Raw genomic sequence first — 21,404 nt, 5'->3', positions numbered from 1 at the left:
TTATAATAGCTTAAAACGTATAATTGAATATGTTAACTATAAATAAGACGGCTGAAAAAAGCCATTTAACGATTGGCCTGCAAGGAGAAGTTGATGCCAGCAATTCAGTAGAGTTGGATGAGGTGATACAGGAGGCTTTAAATGACAACATCAAGAATATATTGGTGGACGGCACTGAACTCCAATACATATCTTCAGCAGGATTGGGCGTGTTCATGTCCTATTTGGAGGATTTCAATGAACACAATATCTTATTTATTATTTATGGTTTAAATGAGAAGGTCATGAATGTCTTTCATATCCTTGGCCTTGATCAATTGATTACGATTACAGACAACCGAGAGGAAGCCGAAAAATTAGTCCATGAAGCATGAATTAAAGTTATATTGTGAAAAAAGTCGGCTGTCGGAATTGAGAACATTTATTACAGAAGTTCTCTCCACAACCAACCTAAATGATATCAGCCAGAATCAATTGATTTTGGCTGTAGAAGAGGTGTGTGCCAATCTTATCATTCATTCACATGATTGTAACCCAAATAGTTATATTTCACTTAAGGTAAGGCTAAGCGATGACAACATTGTCTTTGAAATAAAGGATTCAGGAAAAGCTTTTAATTTGAAAAAGTATAAATCTCCGGAGGTCAATTCGGTTATTAAAGAGAAACGAAAAGGAGGGTTGGGTTTACTTTTGGTACGAAAAATAATGGATAAAATAGAATTTGAAACCAATCATTCTATCAATACCTGCCGACTTATAAAAAAACTCAATTCCAAATAAATGTTAAATCCCTTCACTTATCCGGGGTAACAACCCGAATTGTGGGGTAAAATTTGTAACATTGCAGATTAAATTGTATCAATTGTCCTATGAATTTGAAGCATATATATTTCCTTTTGGTAGGAATTTTATTTGCAAGTGCCTCTCCGGTTCCTGATCTAATCAAGGAAACAAATCTACCGTCGGACTATCTCTTAAAAATTAATGGTGAGGCATCTTATTCTGAGGAATTTTTATACGTACTAAATAAAAACCGACAACAAGAAGACAAGCCAATCAGCAAGGAGGATTTTGATCTAAATTTCCAGCTGTTTGTAGATTACAAATTAAAAGTAAAGCATGCCATGGATTTGGGCATGCACCAAACCGAAGCTTTTAAAGATGAATTCACTGCCTTTAAGGAGGATTTGAAAAAACCCTACCTTCTGGAAAATTCTCTTACAGAAGGTGAGTTAAGAAAAGCTTATAGCAGAATGCAAGAAATTGTAAAAGCCAGTCATATACTTTTCAAGTTTCCTCCAAATGCATCAAAGGAAGACTCTATTGCTGTATATAAAATGGCAGCAAAAGTTAAGGCCGAAGCCGAAGCAGGGGCTGATTTCCACCAATTGGCGGCAACCTATTCTGAGGACCCTTCTGCAAGAAACAATAATGGAGACCTTGGATATTTTACTGCCTTGCAAATGGTTTTACCGTTTGAAGAAGCTGCTTACAGTTTAAACCCCGGAGAAATATCAAATCCTATCATATCTGATTTTGGTTACCATATTATCAGACTAGAAGACCGCAGACCCAATCCGGGACAACTACATGTTTCTCATCTTTTGATTCGTTCCGGGAAAAATACAGGAGACCAGGAAGATCAAATTGCGAGGAATAAAATCAACCAAATCCATCAATCCCTACTTGAAGAACCATCATTATGGCCTGAATTGGTGAATACCTATTCTGAGGATGATGCCAGCAAAGCGAATAAAGGCATGATCCCATGGTTTGGAGTGGGTGCCTTAGTCCCTGAGTTTGAACATGCAGCCTTTTCCTTAAATAATAAGGGGGATTTTTCTGCCCCTGTAAAAACCAATTATGGTTATCATATCATTCGATTGGAAGGTGCTAAACCGGTACCGCCTTTTGAGGAGGTTTTGCCCAAGATCAAGTCTAGTATTCTAAGAGACAGCAGATCAAAAATGATAAAAGAACAAGTGTTGGCCATGCAAAAAGCAAAGTTTAAAGCTGTTGAAAATGGGCCGCTTATCGGTAATATCAAAGCTACTTTCACCAAACTAAGTGGAAGCCCAAAAGCTGAACTTTATAAAGCGTTGGAGGCACTGACCAAAACTAATTCGCAACCAATTATCCAATCCGATTGGAAGGAGGCAGCTTTGGGAGAATTTATCGAATTTATGAAAATTTCAGACCCCAAGGGGACCAATCTTCTTAAGGCTAATTTTGATAGGGTTTTTACCGATTTTTATACCCATCTTTTCTCCCAATGGGAAGAAGAATACATTTATGAAAACAACTTAGACTACCGGCAATTGGTCAATGAATACAAGTATGGCATGTTGTTATTTGAGTTGATGAACCATGAAGTTTGGCAAAAAGCTTTGGAAGACAGTGCGGGGCAGATCGCCTATTTTGAAAATCACAGGGATCAATACCTTTGGAAAAGACGAGTAAAAGCACTGGTACTCCAATCAAATAATGGTCAGGATATATCAGAAGTTTCCAATTGGCTACAGGGAAAATCGCTTTCAGATAGTTTAGCCAATGAACTAAGCGTGAAATTCCTAGAAAAAAACCCACTACTGTTTACTGTAAACCAAAATATTTACGAAATAGAAAATAATGAATTGTTTGCCGGGTTGGATTTAGAGCAAAGGTTTCATAAGCTGAAACGAAATAATGAAAGCATCCTACTCGTTTTAGGAGAAACTTTACCTGCCAGACAAAAACAATTTGGAGAAACGCGAGGAAAGCTAATTCAGGACTACCAACAGTTTTTAGAAAAACAATTACTTACTGAACTTAAACAAAATTATAACATCCAGATCAATGAGGATGAGAAGGAAAAAATATATCGATCACTTATTCAATAAATCATTGCTGGCAGTTAGCCTTGTGCTTTTCATGTCTTCTTGTGATTTGTTCAAGATGAAAAATGAGGAAGAAGACCCGGACAATCTTATTGTGGCTACGGTAGGTAGTGCAAATCTGTACCATTCAGATATCGACCACATAAGCAGAGAGATGTCTCCGGAACTGGATTCTGCGGAACTGGTCAATCGATACATTCAAAGCTGGGTAAAGAAACAGTTGGTAATCAAGGAAGCGAGTCAAAATTTAACCATTAACGAGGCTGAGATCAACAGAAAACTGCTGGACTATAGGTATGCCCTTATCGCTTATGAGTATGAAAAAAACTACGTTGAAGAAGAATTGAATAAAGAGGTAACCCAAGCGGAAATAGAAGAATATTACCAAAACAACAATAAAAACTTCGCTTTAAAGGAGATCATTGTCCGAACAAACTTTGTGAAGCTTGAAAAAGATTTGCCACAAAGACGACAGTTGGAGCGTTTGCTCAATAGCGATGAGGAAAGTAAAAAACAAGAACTTAAAGACTTTGCCATCCGCTATGCTAACAATTACTTTATGGAAGACTCCACTTGGATCAACTTTGATGACATAATTTTAAATACACCACTAACCCAAAATAACAACCATGTGCAATTGATCAGAAATGAAAAATTGATCCATGTGGATGACGAAACTTATGCCTATTATTTTAAAATCTTGGAATACAGGTTACAAGACCAGGTCCCACCTTTGGAATTTGTGAAGGATGAGATTTCCAAGATTATTGTTAATAAAAGGAGAGCAGAAATAGCCGAAAAATTAAAAAGAGATATTTACAACAATGCACTTAAAAACAATGAGTTTACCATATATGAATAAATGGACCAAAAACCTTAGCTTATTCTTACTGCTCGGTCTTTCAATGTTTCAGATTGTATTGGCCCAAGATACCAGCGATGCGGCCGAAACAGATGAAAAAAAGCAGGAGAAAAAGCCCAGTGGACAAGTACTAGACAAAATTATCGCCAAAGTTGATAATTATATCATATTGGATTCTGATCTTCAAAAGGCCTACTTGGAGGCCTCTTCACAAGTCCAACAGGGTTTCGAAGCACCTACTAAATGTCAGGTGTTTGAATCCCTTCTAATCAATAAGATGATGATGGCTAAGGCGGAAATTGATTCGGTAATCGTTTCAGATGCGGAGGTAATTATTCAGACAGATCAGCGGTTCAATATGGTTCTACAGCAGTTTGGAGGAGATGAAGAAATGCTAATTGAGAATTATGGTAAAACCGGAGACCAATTAAAAAGCGAAATTCAGGATGCTGTTAAAGAACAATTGGTCGTAGGAAAAATGCAGGGGGTCATCACTGAAGGCCTTCAAGTATCTCCCAACGATGTAAGAAAATTTTACAATTCTATACCAAAAGACTCACTGCCATTTTTCTCTTCAGAAGTGGTCGTAGGACAGATCGTAAAAAAACCGGAAGTTAGCCAAGTCGAAAAGGACAAAGTTTATAATAAATTGGCTGAGATAAAGGCGAAAATTTTAAGCGGAGAAGCTGATTTCGCTTCCATGGCAAGACAATATTCTGAAGGTCCTTCCGGCCCACAGGGAGGAGATCTTGGTTTTTTTAAGAGAGGTGAACTCGCTCCTGAGTATGAGGCTACAGCCTTTGAATTGAAGCAAGGAGAAATATCTGACCCTGTTGAGACGGTTTTTGGTATCCATTTAATTCAACTACTTGAACGAAGAGGGAATACTTTCAATTCCCGACATATCTTGATCAGGCCTACTCCTTCTGAGGATGATCTTCTAAAAGCAGAACGAGAACTGGACAGCCTCAGACAGGAGATTGTCGATGGCAATATTGAATTTGCGAAAGCGGCCAAAGAAAATTCTGACGATAGAGAAACCTCAGATGCAGGTGGTTTTTTTACTGACCCTGCTTCAGGTTCCAACCGACTGACTTCCAGAACGCTTGAAGACCCAATTCTTTTTTTCACCTTGGATAGTATGGAAATAGGTGACATCACCCCCACCATCAGATTTGATGATGTAGATCAAAGAGGTCAATCAGAGCCCGGAGTGAGGATTTTGTATTACAAAAACCGATACCCTGCCCACAGGGCCAATATTTCTGATGATTATGAAAAGCTAAAAGAAGCAGCAAGAAGAAAAAAAGAAGAAGAAATTCTTGCCAATTGGTTTGTTTTAGCCAAAGAAGAGGTCTTTATAGATATCGACCCAGCCTACGATAATTGTAATGTGTTGGCAGAAAAATAAAGATTATAACACCATTAAAAAGGGCTTTCTATGGTAATAGGAAGCCCTTTTTTTGTCTTCCCGTATAGCCTTACATTGTTGAAAAACTAAACTTACCTTTGATTTTACTTGGCCGGAGAGAGTGATGGCTTATATTCATTAATAAAATTTAAATGTAGGACAACTATAAGCAAGGATCTGAACCTCTACCCTTGCATGAGATAATTGTAAATATTGCTTCTTTGTTACTTTACCAGATTCAGTCTTGGTAGCGTAAAGGGTACCTAATCGGGGCCGATTTCTATGAATTTTTCTTTGACAATTCTGATAAAGGGACTGTTTATTTAATCTTCAAAGATCCTAACGTAATGCGGATAGTGACAAGCTTTGTTTTAGAAAATCTGAAAAACCTTCAATTCTTTCAGCCTTATACATTTTTAATGCAGATACACTAAATTGATATGCTAGCAGTTCATTGTCGTGGTTGTAATGTTTGATCGCTTGATTAAAATATTGAAGCCCAATCAATTTTTGAAGATCAATACTCCTGTAAATCAATGCCTGCTCTCCTGGATTAGATGCCAAAAAAGTTCTTTGACTACTATCATTGAATCCATTCTGGTATTTATTTAGAAAAGATTTAATAGCGGCTTTATCCTGAATAAATCCCTCAATGGGATCCGTAGCTTCCAGTACAACAAAGTCATTTTCAACGGCCACCTTCAAAAATACATGGTACGTTGTTTCTTTAATTTCATAATCAAACCCAAAATAATCAAGTAAACCTGCCAAAATCAATGATCCACCCACGCAATCATAGTTCCCCGAATTAAAGGTGTCCTGGGCCATACTGAATGGTTCATATTGTTGAAGCAGTTGTTGATGTGTACGGTAAAATATGTTTTTTACCATTTTTTTTGACTTACCTAACCTATTATAGTCTTTACTCAATTGCTCATATAATTTGGTAAATTTCTCACTATCCACACGCCATGACATCAGTAGAGAAGTTGAGGCTGTAGGCTTGGTGAAATCAGTTAAAAGCACATAGGTTTTGGCCGAAACCGTTGTTGAAACGGTGGCAAAAAAAAGTAACCCCCATATAAATAGTGCTTTAGGCATTTTTATAAATTAATTCATTGTTAACTAAAGTTAACAATTTCTTAACATAAAGACAAAAAAAATATCCCTCCGGAAGGAAGGATATTTTCAATTAAAAGTTTAATCTGTTATCGCAGTACCAAAAAATAGGCTTTCTTGAACCTTTTCAGGCTGTTCAAGTAAATGAATTAAAAGGCATATGAAAAGTTAACATTCACAAGCGTACCTGGGTTTAAGCTTGAGAAAATTTGATCTTCAGCGCCATAAGACCTAAATACTTCCTCTCTAGATTGGTTGAGCAAGTTTTGAACATTAATTCCGGCCTTCACTTTCTCACTGGCTCCAAAAGTTTTGTTCAAGCTTAAATTAACGGCATGGAAAGGAACAGTATAGGTATCAGTCCTATTTCCAAATCCGATATAATTCAGTGTAGAACCTTGGACATTATAAAATATACCTGCTTCAATACCGGAAACATAATTGTTATAACTTAACCCCGTATTGATAATATAAGGCGCTTGACCGGACATATCTCTGGTATCATCAATGGTTTCTCCCTCTCTGGCTGTAAGTGCCCTGGATCTTAATTCTGCCTCTGACATTTTAATTCTAGATTCCGTAAGGGTACCATTAAAATTAAAGAAGAAAGTTTCTAATGAAGGGCTTAGAAAAGCCAATGACTTACGTAGTTCCAATTCTATACCAGCCACGGTTCCGTTTCCAACATTTCTTGGTTGAAAGGCACCGGGGTCAGAAAGGAACTGAACCATCTCAATTGGTTTGTCAAAGGTCTTATAAAATGCACTTACAGAAAACATCTGACCTCCTGAAAGGAATTGCTCCCATCTCAAATCAAAATTGTTTATCCTTGTGGCTTCTAGATTCCCATCCCATAAAACTTCAGTTCCTCCATCGGTTGTCTCTTGAAATAAGCCGCCGATAAAAGTTCTTCCGGTGATTGGATCAAGAATTTCTGCAAAAGACATTTCTTTAAAAGAAGGCCTGGCAATGGTGCTTGAGTAAGAGAAACGAAGGTTCTGGTTTTCTTTTATGCTTCTAATCAAATTAATGGTAGGGAAAAGATCAAGGTCTCCCATCACCTTTTCGTTGTCATATACTATGGTTTGTGTCTGATTACTCCCGGTATAATACTGGTCGAATTTCTCGGCTCTCAAGCCTACAATTGCCTTAAGATTCTCAAAAGGACTGAATTCACTATGAACATATAATCCAACATTGGTCAAGTTTGAATTGTAGCTATTCGGATTGTTTGGAATAAATAAAGGGCTGTACCTGATTCCATTTCTATTGTCTTCGGAGAACAAATTACTTTCTATAAGCACCTGATTTGGATCTCCGGTAAAGGTAGAGTTACCCGTGGCAAACTGAAAGTCCTGAATTAGGAAATCCCTCTGCTTATAGGCATATGAGGATCCAAATCTTAATTTGGCAGCCTCACCAAAGAGTACATGGTTTTTAGAAAGATCAAGCTTTCCAACTAGGTTTTGTTCATCCAATGACCTCCAAATTCTTTGGGGCAATCCAACCTCAGATGAAATGGTCTTGTTAGGTTCTCTGAACCTTAGTACCCTTACATCCGGATCTTCTATGGAAGATAAGGTTGGTGCGATTTTCCAATCCAATTCCCAAGCGCCATCTTTGCTATAATGAACCCCACTGAGCATCAAATTGGTTAATGCTCGTTGGCTGTATTCTATATTGTACTGATCTGCCTCAAATTCCGCTCCTAAATTGGTGTTTACGAAGTTAAAATTACCCACCTTGGAAGATCCGTTTTGAAGGTGGATAAAGTTGAGTTTATACTTTGAATAATTGGTTTTATAGGCTACTCCAAATAAGCCTCCAAGCAATACATTGCTCTCTCCATAATTACCTCCTGACTTTTCCAAAGGCTCCAATTCAGTCTCATCTGATTCTCTTGGTTTGGCATAAAGGTTAAATTCTGCACCTTTATAAAATTCAGAGGTGTTTTTATAAGTTATTGCAAAATTATAACCAAAAGTATTGTCTCCGTGCTTGAATTGATCTCCAAGGGAGAATCCCAAAGAGTAATTCATAAGGTTTTGCTTTTTCGTCCCACCAAAAGTAGGATTGAAATCACGCAAAATACTTTGGTACAGCTGACCCTGCTCACCTCCCGGGCTGCCTACTACATCTGCATATTGCGGTATTTCTGCAATTCCCTTTGTGGGGATATCCCTAAACCCATTGTCAAAACCTAAAAAATCTGTATTACTTCCTTCAGTTGTTAAAAAATCAGAATTAAAGTGCATGGAAGGATTATAACCACCACTGATAGAAAGGCGCATGGTTTTTTCTTCAGGGAAATCCTTGGTTTCAATATCTACCACCCCCCCGGTAAAATCTGCCGATAGGTTACTAGTAAAAGATTTAGAAACGATGATATTGTCTATGATATTTGTAGGAAAAATATCCATCTGTATGGTATTCCTATCCGGATCCAATCCCGGAATATCCATTCCATTCAATACGGTCTTGGTATAACGGTCTCCCAGTCCACGGATGTAAACATATTTCCCACCTTCTATGGAAACACCTGTTACTCTTTTAATGGCCGATGCTGCATCTCCGTCTCCAATCTGTCGGAAGGCGGCTGCAGAAATACCGTCCATTAATTGAGGTGCATTTCTTTTCACAGTCATGAGGGCTGCTTCAGTGGTTCTGATGGCCTCTGCCGTAATGGTTACTGTTTCAAGGTCAGAAGTAAATTCTGACATCTTAAGGTTATCGAGAAGGGTAACCTCACCTTGGTTTACTTTGATCTCTTCCAATTGAAGAGTATTGAAAGAAATAAAAGAGGCCTGTATGGAATAAACTCCTTCCGGAAGTTCAATTTCAAAATCCCCATCGAAGTCAGTAACAGCTCCTAATTGTGCACCCACAACAGATACTGCCACACCAAATAAGGGCTCTCCGTTTCCTTCATCATAGATAGTTCCACGAATCGTCCCATTTTGGGCGAATACATTGGAGGACAAAAGCAGAAAACCTATTAGGATCCAGCTAAAGTTTAATTTTTTCATTTTTTATTTATTTTTAATAGTACAGCGATAAGATAAAAAAGTTGGAAAGGGATACGAGATTTAGCGCATCCCTTTCAAAAAATAGTGGTTGGTATTGTTATAGGTTATCTAAGTTTCCGGCTTCGGCAGACCAAGTCCAGTCACTGAATACAGATTTATCAGCTCCTACGGTATTGGCACCGGCCGTTACTGCTGTCGCATGCGCCGCAGTTCCATGTTTGAACACATCGGTAAGGGCTACACCATCTGCTAAAACCACTTCAAGGTTTTCAAAAGCAAGGTCTCCATTATCAAAGTTTTCAAGAGATTTGTCTCCACTAATTGATAGGTCTCCTCTACCATCTGTTTCGGCTGGGTCAGCAAAACCTTGGAAAAGGATGTTTTTGAAAGTACCTCTGGCACCATCTCTAAAATCGCCAAGCTCGGCAACGTCATTTCCTACAATAATACCGTTTTGAAGGGTATGAGCATCATTGAAAGAACCTTCAGGCCCGTCAATTTCCAGTGAATGGTCTGTAGAACTTCCATTGATTACAATGAAATTATCTAAGGTTCCTGACCAAGCCATATCCGTATCTAAAGCATCATCACCAGCGTTCCAGACAATGGCATTTTTTACATCTACAGTTCCACCGAACCATTCGATTCCATCATCTTGGTTAGCGATAACTTCGATGTTCTCAATGATAGTCTCAGAACCAACTGACCCTAAAGTCAAACCATTGATTTCATTTCCTTCACCAATATTGGCTCCACCATGTCTAATGGATATGAACTTAAGTTTTCCTGAATAATCTTCCGGATTATCTCCACCGTGTAGTCCATTGGTATCGGAAGGTGGAATACCTTCTATTTGTACTTCTGAAACATCACCCGCAAAAGATCCTGGTGCTCTTCCTAGAATCAATAATCCTCCCCACAATCCATCAATATCAGGATCTAGGTTAGGGCTTGCTATCATACCCGGTGTAATTTCATCGGCTATTGAGGTGAAAATAATAGGTTGATCAGCAGTACCTTCAGCTTCAATGGTGGCTCCTCTTGCGATAACCAAGGCAGTAGCATTAGCACCTGATCCGGCTTCACCTTTTACAATGACACCCGGTTGGATGGTTAATTCAGCACCTTCAGTAACTGTAATTCTACTTCCAAGCACATAAACTTTTCCTGTTTCCCACACTTCATCAGAAGTAATGTTTTCATCAACTCTGATAACGGAAGCAATCTCACCTACAGTAACCACAAATGTAGAGGTATGCGTATCTCCATTCGTATCTGTAGCAACAATTTCAAATACTATATTACTATCAGCATCTTCTTCAGTGGCTTCATAATTGAAATCATAAGCCGCGGATACTTCGCCATTATAATTTATAGTTTCTATTGTAGTACCATCTTTTTTTACAACTAAGGTGGTTAACCCATCTGCAGCAGTAATATTTGCAGAAACAGGATCCACACTTTCTTTAACTTCAACATTTGCGGTGGCTGGGACTCCGGTAATAACAACTTGGTTGTTTGGGTCGTCCTCATCGTTACAAGCTGTTAAAACAGTAACAGCTAATGTAGCGATCGTCATCCAATTAAATAATTTCTTCATGGTTAGGTATTAGATTTTAATTCTGAATTAGATTCAGGCACAAAATTGAATCAAAAAACTACGACCATATAAAAAAGTTAATTATGAAATTTTAAAATTAAATTCTGCGAATTAATCTTCTCTTAACATTGGGTGCAAAAACCCCTTTAATTGCCCCTGAACGTATTAACAAGGCTTAATACTCAGTCATTTATCCAAAATAAAAAAACAATGATTTTTGACAAAATTTTGCCTAATCCTCTCAAATTTGCCCAATAATCATAAAAATTACCGGGACCTACATCTTAAAAATGTACAATGAACCATGGTATAAAAAGTGTAGCCCTATACAGCAAAAGCGCTAGATAGGGCAAAAAATACAGGTACAGCTTTAGACCTCCTAAAGCCTACAGGACCAAATCTCTCTTATTCAACTCTTCTTTTAAAAACTTAGCGGTATGACTACTGGGATGATTGGCCATTTTTTCAGGAGTCCCGCTAAAAAGGATTTCCCCACCTTTCTCTCCTCCCTCTGGGCCAAGGTCTATTATGTGATCCACCACTTTAATTACATCCATATTGTGCTCAATAATAAGCACTGTATTTCCTTTATCTACCAGTTGTTGAAGCACTCCCAAAAGCAACCCAATGTCTTTGAAATGCAATCCTGTAGTAGGCTCATCCAAAATATAAAAGGTTTTTCCTGTATCTTTCTTGGAAAGCTCTGTGGCCAACTTCACACGTTGTGCTTCTCCTCCAGATAAAGTGGTAGCATGCTGCCCTAAGGTTATATAATCCAAACCTACATCATGCAAGGTTTGAATTTTTCTTAAGATCTTGGGGATGTGCTCAAAAAACTCCACAGCTTGTTCCACAGTCATGTCCAGCACATCAGCAATAGATTTTCCCTTAAACCTCACTTCTAAAGTCTCCCGGTTATAGCGTTTGCCTTTACAGGTTTCACAGGGAATATGCACATCCGGAAGAAAATCCATTTCAATCAGCTTCATTCCTCCACCTTCACAATCTTCACAACGACCTCCCTTTACATTAAAAGAAAACCTTCCCGGCTTGTATCCCCTAATCTTAGCTTCAGGTAAGTCGGTAAATAAAGCCCTAATATCGGTAAATACTCCTGTATAGGTTGCCGGATTGGATCTTGGCGTCCTCCCTATAGGAGATTGATCCACCTCAATCACCTTATCCAAATTTTCCAAACCGCTTATCTCTTTATAGGGTAAAGGCTCCTTTTTGGAGTTGTAAAACTGCCTGTTGAGCAAAGGGTATAGCGTCTCATGAATCAGAGAACTTTTTCCTGAACCCGAAACTCCGGTAACACAAACCATGGTTCCCAGTGGTATTTCCAAGTTTACATTTTTCAGGTTATTTCCATTCGCCCCTTTCAATTTGAGTTTCTTACCGGAACCTTTCCTTCTTTTTTCCGGGATAGGTATGCTTAAATCTCCATTAAGGTATTGGGCCGTTAGGCTATCCGAAGCTAAAATTTCCTGTGGCGTTCCACTGGCTACAATTTGTCCACCATGACGACCTGCTCCAGGGCCAATGTCCAACACATAATCTGCGTCCATCATCATGTCCCTGTCATGTTCCACCACAATGACTGAGTTGCCAAGGTCTCTTAAATCTTTTAAGGCATGGGTCAATTTCACATTGTCTCTCTGGTGCAAGCCTATGCTCGGTTCATCCAAAATATACAAAACCCCTACAAGCTGGGTGCCGATTTGTGTGGCCAGTCGAATCCTCTGGGCTTCTCCTCCGGACAAGGTTCTTAAAGGCCGATTGAGAGAAAGATAATTCAGGCCTATATCCAATAGAAACCCGATTCTTTTCCTGATTTCTTTCAATACCTCAACGCCTATTATTTTCTGGCGCTCAGTCATTCGTTCTTCTATATTCTCAAACCATTCTCCCAAAGTGGTAATATCCATTAGGGCCAGTTCTCCTATATGTTTTTCCGCAATTTTAAAATGAAGAGCTTCCTTCTTTAATCTGTAACCCTCACAGTCAGGGCAGGTGCGGGTGGTGGTGAAATCGGAAATCCATTTTTGAATTTTATCGGATCCTCCTTCCTTCTGCTTTTGAAGAAAATTTAAAATCCCTTCAAAGGTAGTGTTCCACTTTGTTCCGGGGTATTTCACGGAATCCACCGCAACCTCCATTTTATCTCCATACAAAAGGGTTTGAATGACTCTTTCATCCAATTTTTCAATGGGAGTAGCCAAACTGCCTTTGTATCGCTTCAGTATGGCATCAATTTTCTTGAATATCCAAATGTCTCTATACTCACCCAAAGGTGCAATTCCTCCCCTACTGATGCTTAATGAAGGGTCAGGTATGACGCTTTCCTGGGTGATCTCTTCAATAACTCCCAAACCATTGCAGGTAGGGCAAGCCCCATATGGGCTGTTGAAGGAAAAAGAATTGGGCGCCGGTTCATCATAACTTAATCCGGTATGAGGATCCATCAGGTACTTTGAAAAATGATGGATATTGCCCTCCTCATCAAGCAACATCATCACCCCTTTGCCATGTTGCAAGGCGGTTTTTAGGGATTGTGATATCCTGTATCGATCACTTTCCTCTGCAAGCACCCGGTCCACCACAATTTCAATGTCATGGATCTTGTACCGATCTACTTGCATTTTAGGCGCCAGATCGACCATCTCAGCGTCAATCCTCACTTTTGAATAACCCATTTTGCGGACTTGCTCAAAAAGATCACGATAATGACCCTTCCTGCCCTTTACAACCGGTGCAAGTATGGAAAGCTTTTTATTCAAAAAGTTATTGAAGATTTGATCAATGATTTGATCTTCGGTTTGACGAACCATTTTTTCGCCGGAAAGGTAAGAATAGGCTTCCCCAGATCTGGCGTACAAAAGCCGCATAAAGTCATAAATTTCGGTTACCGTCCCAACCGTAGATCGTGGATTTTTTGAGGTGGTTTTTTGCTCGATGGATATCACCGGTGATAGTCCGTTAATTTTATCCACATCAGGCCTTTCCATACCGCCTAAAAAAGACCTGGCATAGGCAGAAAAACTTTCCATATAACGCCTTTGACCTTCGGCATAGATGGTGTCAAATGCCAATGAGCTTTTACCACTACCACTCAAGCCCGTAATGACCACTAATTTATTTCTGGGTAAGGTAAGATCGAGGTTCTTGAGATTATGTTCTCTGGCCCCATATATTTCAATATGTTCTTGAGAAGGTTGATTTTCTACTGACATTGTATGGATTTTCTCTTTAATTGGTTTAGCCTAAATTTAAGCAATAACTTATTTAATTGTTGCTAAATACAAATTTAGCCCGGGGCGATTTTCAATTGCCACTCAAGACTGCCTCTTGTTTTCAAAAGAGACGGCACAATTTACAACCTTTTTAAGCCAACTCTTAATTTTATAAACGAATTAGGATTGACAAAAAAGAGCATAACTAAGATAAACCTAAAATTAGGCAAATGGTTCATTTTTTTGAAAAGGAACTAATTGACAGCCTTGTCTCTAAGTTCCTGTTCGGTGTCACCTGTGATGGTAGATTTCAGCCCACTCAATATTAGGTTCCACCAATAATGAAAAATAAACTTGTGCTTTTCTCTACGAAAATATACTTCTCCTTTTTGTAAATCACCGGATTTTTGCGGATTATCGGTTCTGACAACGATTTTGTTGGCCAGAAAAGCCCCGATATCCCTAAAAATATTTCTATTTCGTTTATAATTTTTATCCAGAATTTCTATTTCAAGATTGTGATATTTCGCAATAACATCACCTGTCCCGTCAAACTCATCCGCCACAATATTAAAATATAAATTGTCTAGCCTTCCCCCTTTGAGAGCCACCCTGGTAGCAGGCATTATCATGTTGTTTAGACTTGTCAGGTTCATTGCCCCTATACTCCCTTTGATAAAGAATTTGCCTTCTTTATCATTGATCAGGTAATCTGCCTGCATATCTATTTGCCCTTCCCCCATTAACCTACCTTTGGCTAAAATTTTTAAGGTGTCATTTTGGGCAAGCCTATCCTCAAAATTGGTAAATCCCAAAATCTCACCTTTGACTTGGTCAAAAAATATCTTTCCCGCAGAAGGTGCTTTTGTATCAGGTCTTTCCTGATACGTAATCTTCATGTTTTCAAAATTTATCTCTTTCAACCAGATACTTTTAGGCAGATCATGAATAATCTGATGGATCATTTTTGGCCTTTTGGAGGTATCTTCAACCTTTCGTTTATCCCTAAAAACCTCTAGGTTTAAATGGTCCAATTGCAGCTCATCAGCCACTATTACTCCTTGTCTAAAATAGGATTGAAAATCCATTCCCAAGATCTCCAACCTCGCATCATTAAATTCCATCCAATTGGTTTCTTTAACAAAGCGGTTGATATAGGAATACTTTCTAAGCTTGTTGTTAAAACCTATCTGTTCAATACTTAATTTTTGCTCGCTGGTATTAAAGGCGAGTTCCTTCGCCTCGACCACATTGATATAATCATTGACATGCAGCTGAACATCCTCAAGGTATCCTTCAATATTATCTACTGAAAATAAGGCTTGCTGACTCTCGATATCCTGATCAGTTAGGCTAAAACCATCTGCAAAAATAAAAAGGTCCTTGATCAATAATCGGGTGGAATCAGTTTTACTGTCTTTGTTTCTAAAATAGGCTTGGTTGACCCTAAAATGATTGAGACTAATTTTTTTGTAGTTTTCTCCTTGATTTCCCTGCCCCTGCTCCATTGAATCGGTGATTTCTTCTAAATCCGGCGTAAGGGTTTCCAAAACCACATCTGCTATATAGGCTGAGTCCAGGTGAATGCTGTTGTAAAACAAAAAATCAACCCATTGAAAACCAGTGAGACTGGCCTCTTTAAATGAAAGGTTAAACTTTATTTTATTCTCCTCTTTTAATTTCTCTCCTGGATAAATATGGACTGAATCCATTTTCAAAAAAGTGCCTTGATAATTATAATCCAAGCTGATTTTACCAAAATTAACCTCATGCCCCGCAAAATCATTGGTACGAACAATCATATTGCTTACAATTGTTTCCGCATTTTTATTAAGGTAACTGTTGACCAATACAGGCAATAAAAAGAAAAAACCAAGCATAACTAGCCCAATACAAAAGGTAATAATGATAGATTTTTTCATACAATAGGTTTTTATTCCGTTTAAGTTAAGGATAAAAACCAATTCCTTAAGAAAAGGTTTTTACATAGGTAATTTTATGACATATTTTCGCCCTTTTCTTACATTGAGTTTGGTATTGATCAACCAGGGATTGTAGATTTTCACTTCCTTATAATTGCTTTTGTGCTCAACAGCCCATGCAGCAAGGTTATCGATACTTTCGGTAACCTCTATTTCCCTCAAAGGAGGCAAAGAATACAGGTCTTCCTTTTGAAGTTCAAATCCATATTTGGCCTGATTTTCGAAAATCTCCTTCATGGCTAAAATCCTAAAAATATACCTACTGGTTTCTTCATTCAGGTAAAGGTTATAATAATCAGGGCTTAACTGTTGGTTTTTCCTTCGGGCAATACCTGCCATTCCTAAATTATAGCTGGCCGCTACGCTTGTCCAATTGCCGAACTTCCCATAGGCGGCCCTGATGTATTTACATGCTGCAATGGTTGCCTTTTCGAAATGGTACCTTTCATCTACATAGCGGTTGACCTCCAAACCAAAATCTCCTGCAGTTCCTCTCATAAATTGCCAAAATCCTTTGGCTCCAGCAGGAGAGGTTACATTCAGCAATCCGGACTCAATAATGGCTACATATTTAAAGTCGTCCGGGATTCCATTTTCCTCTAAAGTCTTTTCAATAAACGGAAAATATTTCCCTGATCGCTTTAGCATCAACAAGGCATTGGATTCCCAATAAGCATTGACATAAACTTCACGTTCAAACCTTTCAAAAACATCAGGCTGCTCAACAGGTACTTTCTCTCCTGCAAATTCCGGCTTATCCGGAAGATCAAATATTTTCACCCGTGGCTTACTTCTCGCCTCCCCTGCACGCAATGTTGCAGCTTCCCCTTCACTTGCAGGCAATTGTGTTTTTTCTTCCTTGCTTTGGTAAAACAAAAATCCTATAATCACAAATTGCAAAGCAACCAGGAAGTATAAATTGTAAATATGCTTCTTTTTCAATGGACTAATAATTTGGAGAAAGTAAGTACTTGTTATAAAATTCGTCAATTGCGCTGACAGCCTCATCGGCAGTATCCACCAAAACAAATAGATCGAGGTCTTCCTTGCTAATGTTCTCAAATGATTCCAGCATGGTGGTTTTTATCCACTCAATTAAACCTTCCCAATATACTTTCCCAACCAGCACTATTGGAAAACGTCCTATTTTCTTGGTTTGGATAAGCGTCAAGGCTTCAAACAATTCATCCATTGTACCAAAACCTCCCGGTAATACCACGAAGCCTTGGGAATATTTGGTAAACATAACCTTGCGAACAAAAAAGTAATCAAAAGTAATGAGCTTGTCCGGGTCAATATAAACGTTATTAAACTGCTCAAAAGGCAAAACAATATTCAACCCTACAGACTTTCCACTCTCAGAATGAGCACCTTTATTTCCTGCTTCCATAATCCCCGGACCGCCACCGGTAATTACTCCATATCCATGTCTCACCAGCTTGGCCGCAATGGCCTCAGCAGTCTTATAATTTGGGTGGTCTGATTTTGTTCTTGCAGAACCAAAAATCGTAACACAAGGCCCTATCTTGGCTAGCTTTTCAAAACCCTCCACAAATTCACTGATGACTTTAAAAATTACCCAAGAATCTGCACTCTTTATTTCGGCCCAGTCTTTCTCCTTAAAGGCCCTCCTAATTTTGTCCTCCTCTTTACCTTCTTCCATTCTTATCCAATCAAAAACTAAACATCTAAAATTATAGCAATATTTTTTTTCTAATGTAAACCATCAGCATCGAGTAAACAAACGACTTTTATAAATAATATAAAAATCTTTGTTGCAAAAATTCGAATTAAAAATGCCTAAGCATTAAATTCCAGAATATTTTACCTTATTTAAAGTATGGAATCAATTTATAATGCTGAATATTGGCCTTTTGCCATTCTATTGACAAGTATCGCTTTGGTGGTAGTATTGGTGTCCCGAATGAAGTTTCATCCTTTTGTCGCCCTAGTTTTGGCGGCAGTGTATGTGGGCTTGATGACACCCAACCTAATGGAAAGTGAGGGGATAGCCGCAGCCCTGGATGAACCCATGATCGCCTTTGGAGTAATGGCAGGGAAAATAGCATGGGTTATCGCTTTGGCAGCCATCATAGGTACTGCCATGCTTGAAAGCGGGGCTGCAGAGAAAATAGTCACCCAACTGTTAAAAAAACTTGGGGAAAAACAAGCTGCATTGGCCTTGCTTATCGCCGCCTTTTTGCTTTCCATTCCAGTGTTTTTGGATACTGTTTTTTTCCTACTCATCCCCTTGGGTATTAGCCTGGCCCTTAAAACCGGTAAAAATTATATCCTTTATGTAATGGCCATCGGAGGAGGTGCCGCCATTACTCACAGCATTGTCCCTCCCACTCCCGGCCCTTTAATCATGGCCGAAAGTTTGGGAATACCCTTGGGGACGGTGATTCTCTCCGGAATTATCTTAGGAATCGCCCCAGCAATTCTGGTTATATTATTGGGCAAGAGGATCAATAAAAAAATGGTGGTACCTATCCGGATTAAATTGCCTGAAAAAACCAGAGATGCTTCAGAAATTTCTATGATGTGGGCACTTGCTCCCATTGTATTACCCATATTAATGATAGGCTCTGGCACCATGATTCAAGTCCTTACAGGCAATGTCCCCGAATGGTTGGTCTTTCTGGGAAATAAAAATTTGGCCATGGCTGCCGGAGCAGGGGCAGCCCTCTACCTTTGGGCTAAATCTGAAAAAATGGCCTCCGGCGAATTGTGGGCAAAAGTAGGTAAACCCTTGGAAATTGGAGGGGTAATCATTCTTATTACCAGTGCCGGCGGCGCCTATGGGGCCATGATTAATAATAGTGGCATAGGAAAGGCAATTGGAATGGCTACAGAAAATTTCCCTTTGCACTTTATTCCCCTTGCCTGGCTTATTTCGGCAGTGCTGAAAACAGCCCAAGGCTCCGGAACTGTAGCCATGATATCCAGTGTAGCCATTATGTCTGCCTTGATTGGAGATGGCCAAGCTTTGGGTTTTCATCCCGTTTATTTATTAATGGCCATGGGATTTGGTTCATTATTTATTTCTTGGATGAATGACAGTGCCTTTTGGGTGGTGGCAAGAATGAGCGGGATGACCGAAAAAGAAGCCCTTAAAACATGGACTTTCCTACTCGCATCCATTTCTTTGCTTGGCATGGCACAGGTATGGTTACTTTCTTATATATTCCCTTTTGTCTAAACAAAAACCCAAATACATGAATGTACTAATTATAGGAGGTGGTGGATTTATTGGCAGCAGACTTGCTACAGAATGGCTACAACAACAGCCCCAATCTAAGGGTAAAATCACCTTGGTTGACAGGGAATTTCCGGATAAAATTACCAAAAACCCGGGATTCAAATGCGTTGAAGGTGATTTTAGCGATCCAACCATTATTACCCCCCTTTTGATAAAAAAACCTGATTTAATCTTCCACCTGGCGGCAGTGGTCAGTGGTGAAGCTGAAAAAAACTTTGACTTGGGCATGCGTGTTAACTTGCATGGCAGCTTGCATCTACTGGAAAAATGCAGGGAATTGGCCTATTGCCCAAAGATCGTATTTGCCAGCTCTTGTGGGATATTTGGAGGAGATGTAAATCAGGTGCTCACCGAAGAAACAGCCCCCAAACCAAAGAGTTCCTACGGCACACAAAAAGCAATAGTTGATCTTTTAATGAATGATTTTAGCAGGCGCGGTTTTGTGGATGCCAGATGCCTTAGATTGCCTACCATCACCGTAAGGCCCGGCAAACCAAACGCGGCAACTTCTTCTTTTCTGAGCAGTATCATCCGAGAACCTTTGAACGGCCAACCTACCAGCTACCCCGTTGCACCTTCTTCCCCTTTTTGGATACTCTCGCCCAAACAAGTGGTCCGTAACTTTATTCATGCAGCCCAACTACCGGCAAAAACCATCGGAGAAGATCGCACCATAAATCTCCCCGGCATAACTGTGACGGTGCAGGAAATGATCGATAGCCTGGAGCAAGTCACACATAAAGGTATTACGGAGCTTATTTCTTATCAACCTGATGCCTTCCTGCAAAGCATTGTCCTTACCTGGCCACCAAATTTCGACACCAAAAAAGCGGATGCCTTAGGCTTCACCGCAGATAAAAACACTATAGAAATCATTACCAATTATATTCAAGAAGAAAATATTCAGGTACCTGAAAAATAAACTCAACGATGGAAAGCACAATAAAAACGGCACTAATTACCGGAGCGGGTTCAGGCATTGGAAGGGCCGTGGCTCAAGCTTTGGCTAAGGACAATTGGACCCTTATATTAACCGGCAGGAGAGAAGCAAGCCTTAAAGAAACAGCCGGCCTTTGTATCAAAAACGACCACTTGATCTTCCCTGCAGACATTACCTCTCCGGAAAGTGTCAAAGCTTTGTTTGAAAAAATACAAGAAAAATATGGGCGATTAGACTTATTGTTCAACAATGCCGGAGTAAATGCTCCTGCCATTCCATTGGAAGAGCTGAGTTTTGATGATTGGAAAAAGGTAGTGGACACCAACCTGACCGGAGCTTTTCTTTGTACACAGCAAGCCTTTAAACTGATGAAGAAACAAGAGCCAAAAGGTGGACGCATCATTAATAATGGCTCTATCTCTGCTCATACTCCAAGGCCTATGTCTGTGGCTTACACCGCTAGCAAACATGCCGTAACCGGCCTAACACAATCTACTATCCTCGACGGAAGAGATCAAAACATTACTTGTGGGCAGATCGACATTGGCAATGCAAAAAGTGACATGACCAAGAAAATGGAAGAAGGTACACTACAGGCAGATGGTTCCCGAAAGATCGAACCGACCATGGATGTCATGGAAATAGGAAAAGCAATCGTCTACATGGCCGGCCTGCCCCCTGCTGCCAACATACCCTTTATGACCATCATGGCCAATGGCATGCCCTATATTGGCAGAGGTTGACCTATTGGCTATTGACCAATCGTGTCGCCTCTTAAAAGCATTCCATGTTTTTTAAAATTCCATTTAAGCCGCCCTTTAGCTTTTAATTTCCGTGCAAAAAAATCTCACAACAGGCTTGGAAATTGTTAGTAATATATTTTTTGGACGGCCTCTCATTGTTAATGGAAGTATTTTTGCTGGAAGAGATTAATTAATTGAAACTCCGGAAAGTCCGGGCCAATTAATCTATAACCTCCATTTAGCCTAAGCCTACATTAAAAGGAATGTTAAAGGATTGGAAATTACGAATAACTGGCAATTTTGATTTTCCGGATTCAGCCGGCAACAAGCCTTTATGATTTAAACGGATA

At 39.3% G+C, this 21,404-nt stretch carries 15 protein-coding genes; 8 read left to right on the top strand and 7 right to left on the bottom strand.

The genetic code is table 11. The annotated features are described in order from the left end of the window. Window positions 1–29: 29 nt before the first annotated feature. The 5 genes from ACYVHJ_RS20945 to ACYVHJ_RS20925 all read left to right on the top strand — a co-directional run bounded on the left by ACYVHJ_RS20945 (window position 30) and on the right by ACYVHJ_RS20925 (window position 5,149). Window positions 30–374 carry an STAS domain-containing protein gene (locus tag ACYVHJ_RS20945; protein WP_339901677.1) on the top strand — a complete coding sequence of 115 codons (345 nt, stop codon included), beginning with the start codon at window positions 30–32 and terminating at the stop codon, window positions 372–374. Then, the gene (locus ACYVHJ_RS20940) at window positions 364–780 is read left to right on the top strand and encodes an ATP-binding protein (protein ID WP_339901678.1); all 417 of its coding nucleotides are present in this window, start codon (window positions 364–366) and stop codon (window positions 778–780) included. Before ACYVHJ_RS20945 ends, ACYVHJ_RS20940 begins: the two co-directional genes overlap by 11 nt. Window positions 781–869: 89 nt before the next feature. Then, window positions 870–2,879 (top strand): peptidylprolyl isomerase, encoded by a 2,010-nt coding sequence (locus ACYVHJ_RS20935; RefSeq protein WP_460518866.1) that lies wholly within the window; start codon window positions 870–872, stop codon window positions 2,877–2,879. Beyond that, window positions 2,842–3,738, top strand: coding sequence for a peptidyl-prolyl cis-trans isomerase (locus tag ACYVHJ_RS20930; protein WP_339901680.1), 897 nt, complete (start codon window positions 2,842–2,844; stop codon window positions 3,736–3,738). Before ACYVHJ_RS20935 ends, ACYVHJ_RS20930 begins: the two co-directional genes overlap by 38 nt. Continuing rightward, window positions 3,716–5,149 carry a peptidylprolyl isomerase gene (locus ACYVHJ_RS20925; protein ID WP_339901681.1) on the top strand — a complete coding sequence of 478 codons (1,434 nt, stop codon included), beginning with the start codon at window positions 3,716–3,718 and terminating at the stop codon, window positions 5,147–5,149. Before ACYVHJ_RS20930 ends, ACYVHJ_RS20925 begins: the two co-directional genes overlap by 23 nt. Window positions 5,150–5,488: 339 nt before the next feature. Here ACYVHJ_RS20925 and ACYVHJ_RS20920 read toward each other — a convergent pair whose 3' ends face one another. The 7 genes from ACYVHJ_RS20920 to ACYVHJ_RS20890 form a co-directional block, all read right to left on the bottom strand. Next, window positions 5,489–6,250 (bottom strand): hypothetical protein, encoded by a 762-nt coding sequence (locus ACYVHJ_RS20920; protein WP_460518862.1) that lies wholly within the window; start codon window positions 6,248–6,250, stop codon window positions 5,489–5,491. A gap of 167 nt (window positions 6,251–6,417) precedes the next feature. Continuing rightward, entirely contained in the window at window positions 6,418–9,294 is a 2,877-nt protein-coding gene (locus ACYVHJ_RS20915) for a TonB-dependent receptor (protein WP_460518859.1), read from the bottom strand. 97 nt (window positions 9,295–9,391) lie between these two features. Beyond that, a complete protein-coding gene (locus ACYVHJ_RS20910; RefSeq protein WP_460518856.1) occupies window positions 9,392–10,894 on the bottom strand; it encodes a hypothetical protein in 1,503 nt (500 codons plus the stop codon). A 386-nt stretch (window positions 10,895–11,280) separates the two neighbouring features. Next, complete coding sequence (gene uvrA, locus ACYVHJ_RS20905; RefSeq protein WP_339901685.1) at window positions 11,281–14,127, bottom strand: excinuclease ABC subunit UvrA; 2,847 nt, start codon at window positions 14,125–14,127, stop codon at window positions 11,281–11,283. Between the two features lie 254 nt (window positions 14,128–14,381). Then, window positions 14,382–16,049, bottom strand: a complete 1,668-nt coding sequence (locus tag ACYVHJ_RS20900; RefSeq protein ID WP_460518853.1) for a hypothetical protein — start codon at window positions 16,047–16,049, stop codon at window positions 14,382–14,384. A 60-nt stretch (window positions 16,050–16,109) separates the two neighbouring features. After that, the gene (locus ACYVHJ_RS20895; RefSeq protein WP_339902992.1) at window positions 16,110–17,051 is read right to left on the bottom strand and encodes a lytic transglycosylase domain-containing protein; all 942 of its coding nucleotides are present in this window, start codon (window positions 17,049–17,051) and stop codon (window positions 16,110–16,112) included. A gap of 4 nt (window positions 17,052–17,055) precedes the next feature. Beyond that, the gene (locus ACYVHJ_RS20890) at window positions 17,056–17,772 is read right to left on the bottom strand and encodes an LOG family protein (protein ID WP_339902993.1); all 717 of its coding nucleotides are present in this window, start codon (window positions 17,770–17,772) and stop codon (window positions 17,056–17,058) included. A 177-nt stretch (window positions 17,773–17,949) separates the two neighbouring features. Between ACYVHJ_RS20890 and ACYVHJ_RS20885 the strand changes: the two genes are divergently transcribed. The 3 genes from ACYVHJ_RS20885 to ACYVHJ_RS20875 are packed head-to-tail and all read left to right on the top strand — an operon-like array spanning window position 17,950 to window position 21,054. Then, the gene (locus ACYVHJ_RS20885; protein WP_339902994.1) at window positions 17,950–19,311 is read left to right on the top strand and encodes a GntP family permease; all 1,362 of its coding nucleotides are present in this window, start codon (window positions 17,950–17,952) and stop codon (window positions 19,309–19,311) included. Between the two features lie 16 nt (window positions 19,312–19,327). Next, window positions 19,328–20,293, top strand: a complete 966-nt coding sequence (denD, locus tag ACYVHJ_RS20880; RefSeq protein ID WP_339902995.1) for a D-erythronate dehydrogenase — start codon at window positions 19,328–19,330, stop codon at window positions 20,291–20,293. Window positions 20,294–20,301: 8 nt separating this feature from the next. Further along, complete coding sequence (locus ACYVHJ_RS20875) at window positions 20,302–21,054, top strand: SDR family oxidoreductase (protein WP_460518847.1); 753 nt, start codon at window positions 20,302–20,304, stop codon at window positions 21,052–21,054. Window positions 21,055–21,404: the final 350 nt, after the last annotated feature.

Source organism: Cyclobacterium sediminis (assembly GCF_054781075.1).
This window is presented reverse-complemented; position numbering and strand designations above follow the sequence as displayed.

Bases quoted from the DNA above. Each gene is read 5' to 3' on its own strand.
- ACYVHJ_RS20945 (WP_339901677.1), top strand. From the start codon at position 30: ATGTTAACTATAAATAAGACGGCTGAAAAAAGCCATTTAACGATTGGC.
- ACYVHJ_RS20940 (WP_339901678.1), top strand. From the start codon at position 364: ATGAAGCATGAATTAAAGTTATATTGTGAAAAAAGTCGGCTGTCGGAA.
- ACYVHJ_RS20935 (WP_460518866.1), top strand. From the start codon at position 870: ATGAATTTGAAGCATATATATTTCCTTTTGGTAGGAATTTTATTTGCA.
- ACYVHJ_RS20930 (WP_339901680.1), top strand. From the start codon at position 2,842: ATGAGAAGGAAAAAATATATCGATCACTTATTCAATAAATCATTGCTG.
- ACYVHJ_RS20925 (WP_339901681.1), top strand. From the start codon at position 3,716: ATGAGTTTACCATATATGAATAAATGGACCAAAAACCTTAGCTTATTC.
- ACYVHJ_RS20920 (WP_460518862.1), bottom strand. From the start codon at position 6,250: ATGCCTAAAGCACTATTTATATGGGGGTTACTTTTTTTTGCCACCGTT.
- ACYVHJ_RS20915 (WP_460518859.1), bottom strand. From the start codon at position 9,294: ATGAAAAAATTAAACTTTAGCTGGATCCTAATAGGTTTTCTGCTTTTG.
- ACYVHJ_RS20910 (WP_460518856.1), bottom strand. From the start codon at position 10,894: ATGAAGAAATTATTTAATTGGATGACGATCGCTACATTAGCTGTTACT.
- uvrA (WP_339901685.1), bottom strand. From the start codon at position 14,127: ATGTCAGTAGAAAATCAACCTTCTCAAGAACATATTGAAATATATGGG.
- ACYVHJ_RS20900 (WP_460518853.1), bottom strand. From the start codon at position 16,049: ATGAAAAAATCTATCATTATTACCTTTTGTATTGGGCTAGTTATGCTT.
- ACYVHJ_RS20890 (WP_339902993.1), bottom strand. From the start codon at position 17,772: ATGGAAGAAGGTAAAGAGGAGGACAAAATTAGGAGGGCCTTTAAGGAG.
- ACYVHJ_RS20885 (WP_339902994.1), top strand. From the start codon at position 17,950: ATGGAATCAATTTATAATGCTGAATATTGGCCTTTTGCCATTCTATTG.
- denD (WP_339902995.1), top strand. From the start codon at position 19,328: ATGAATGTACTAATTATAGGAGGTGGTGGATTTATTGGCAGCAGACTT.
- ACYVHJ_RS20875 (WP_460518847.1), top strand. From the start codon at position 20,302: ATGGAAAGCACAATAAAAACGGCACTAATTACCGGAGCGGGTTCAGGC.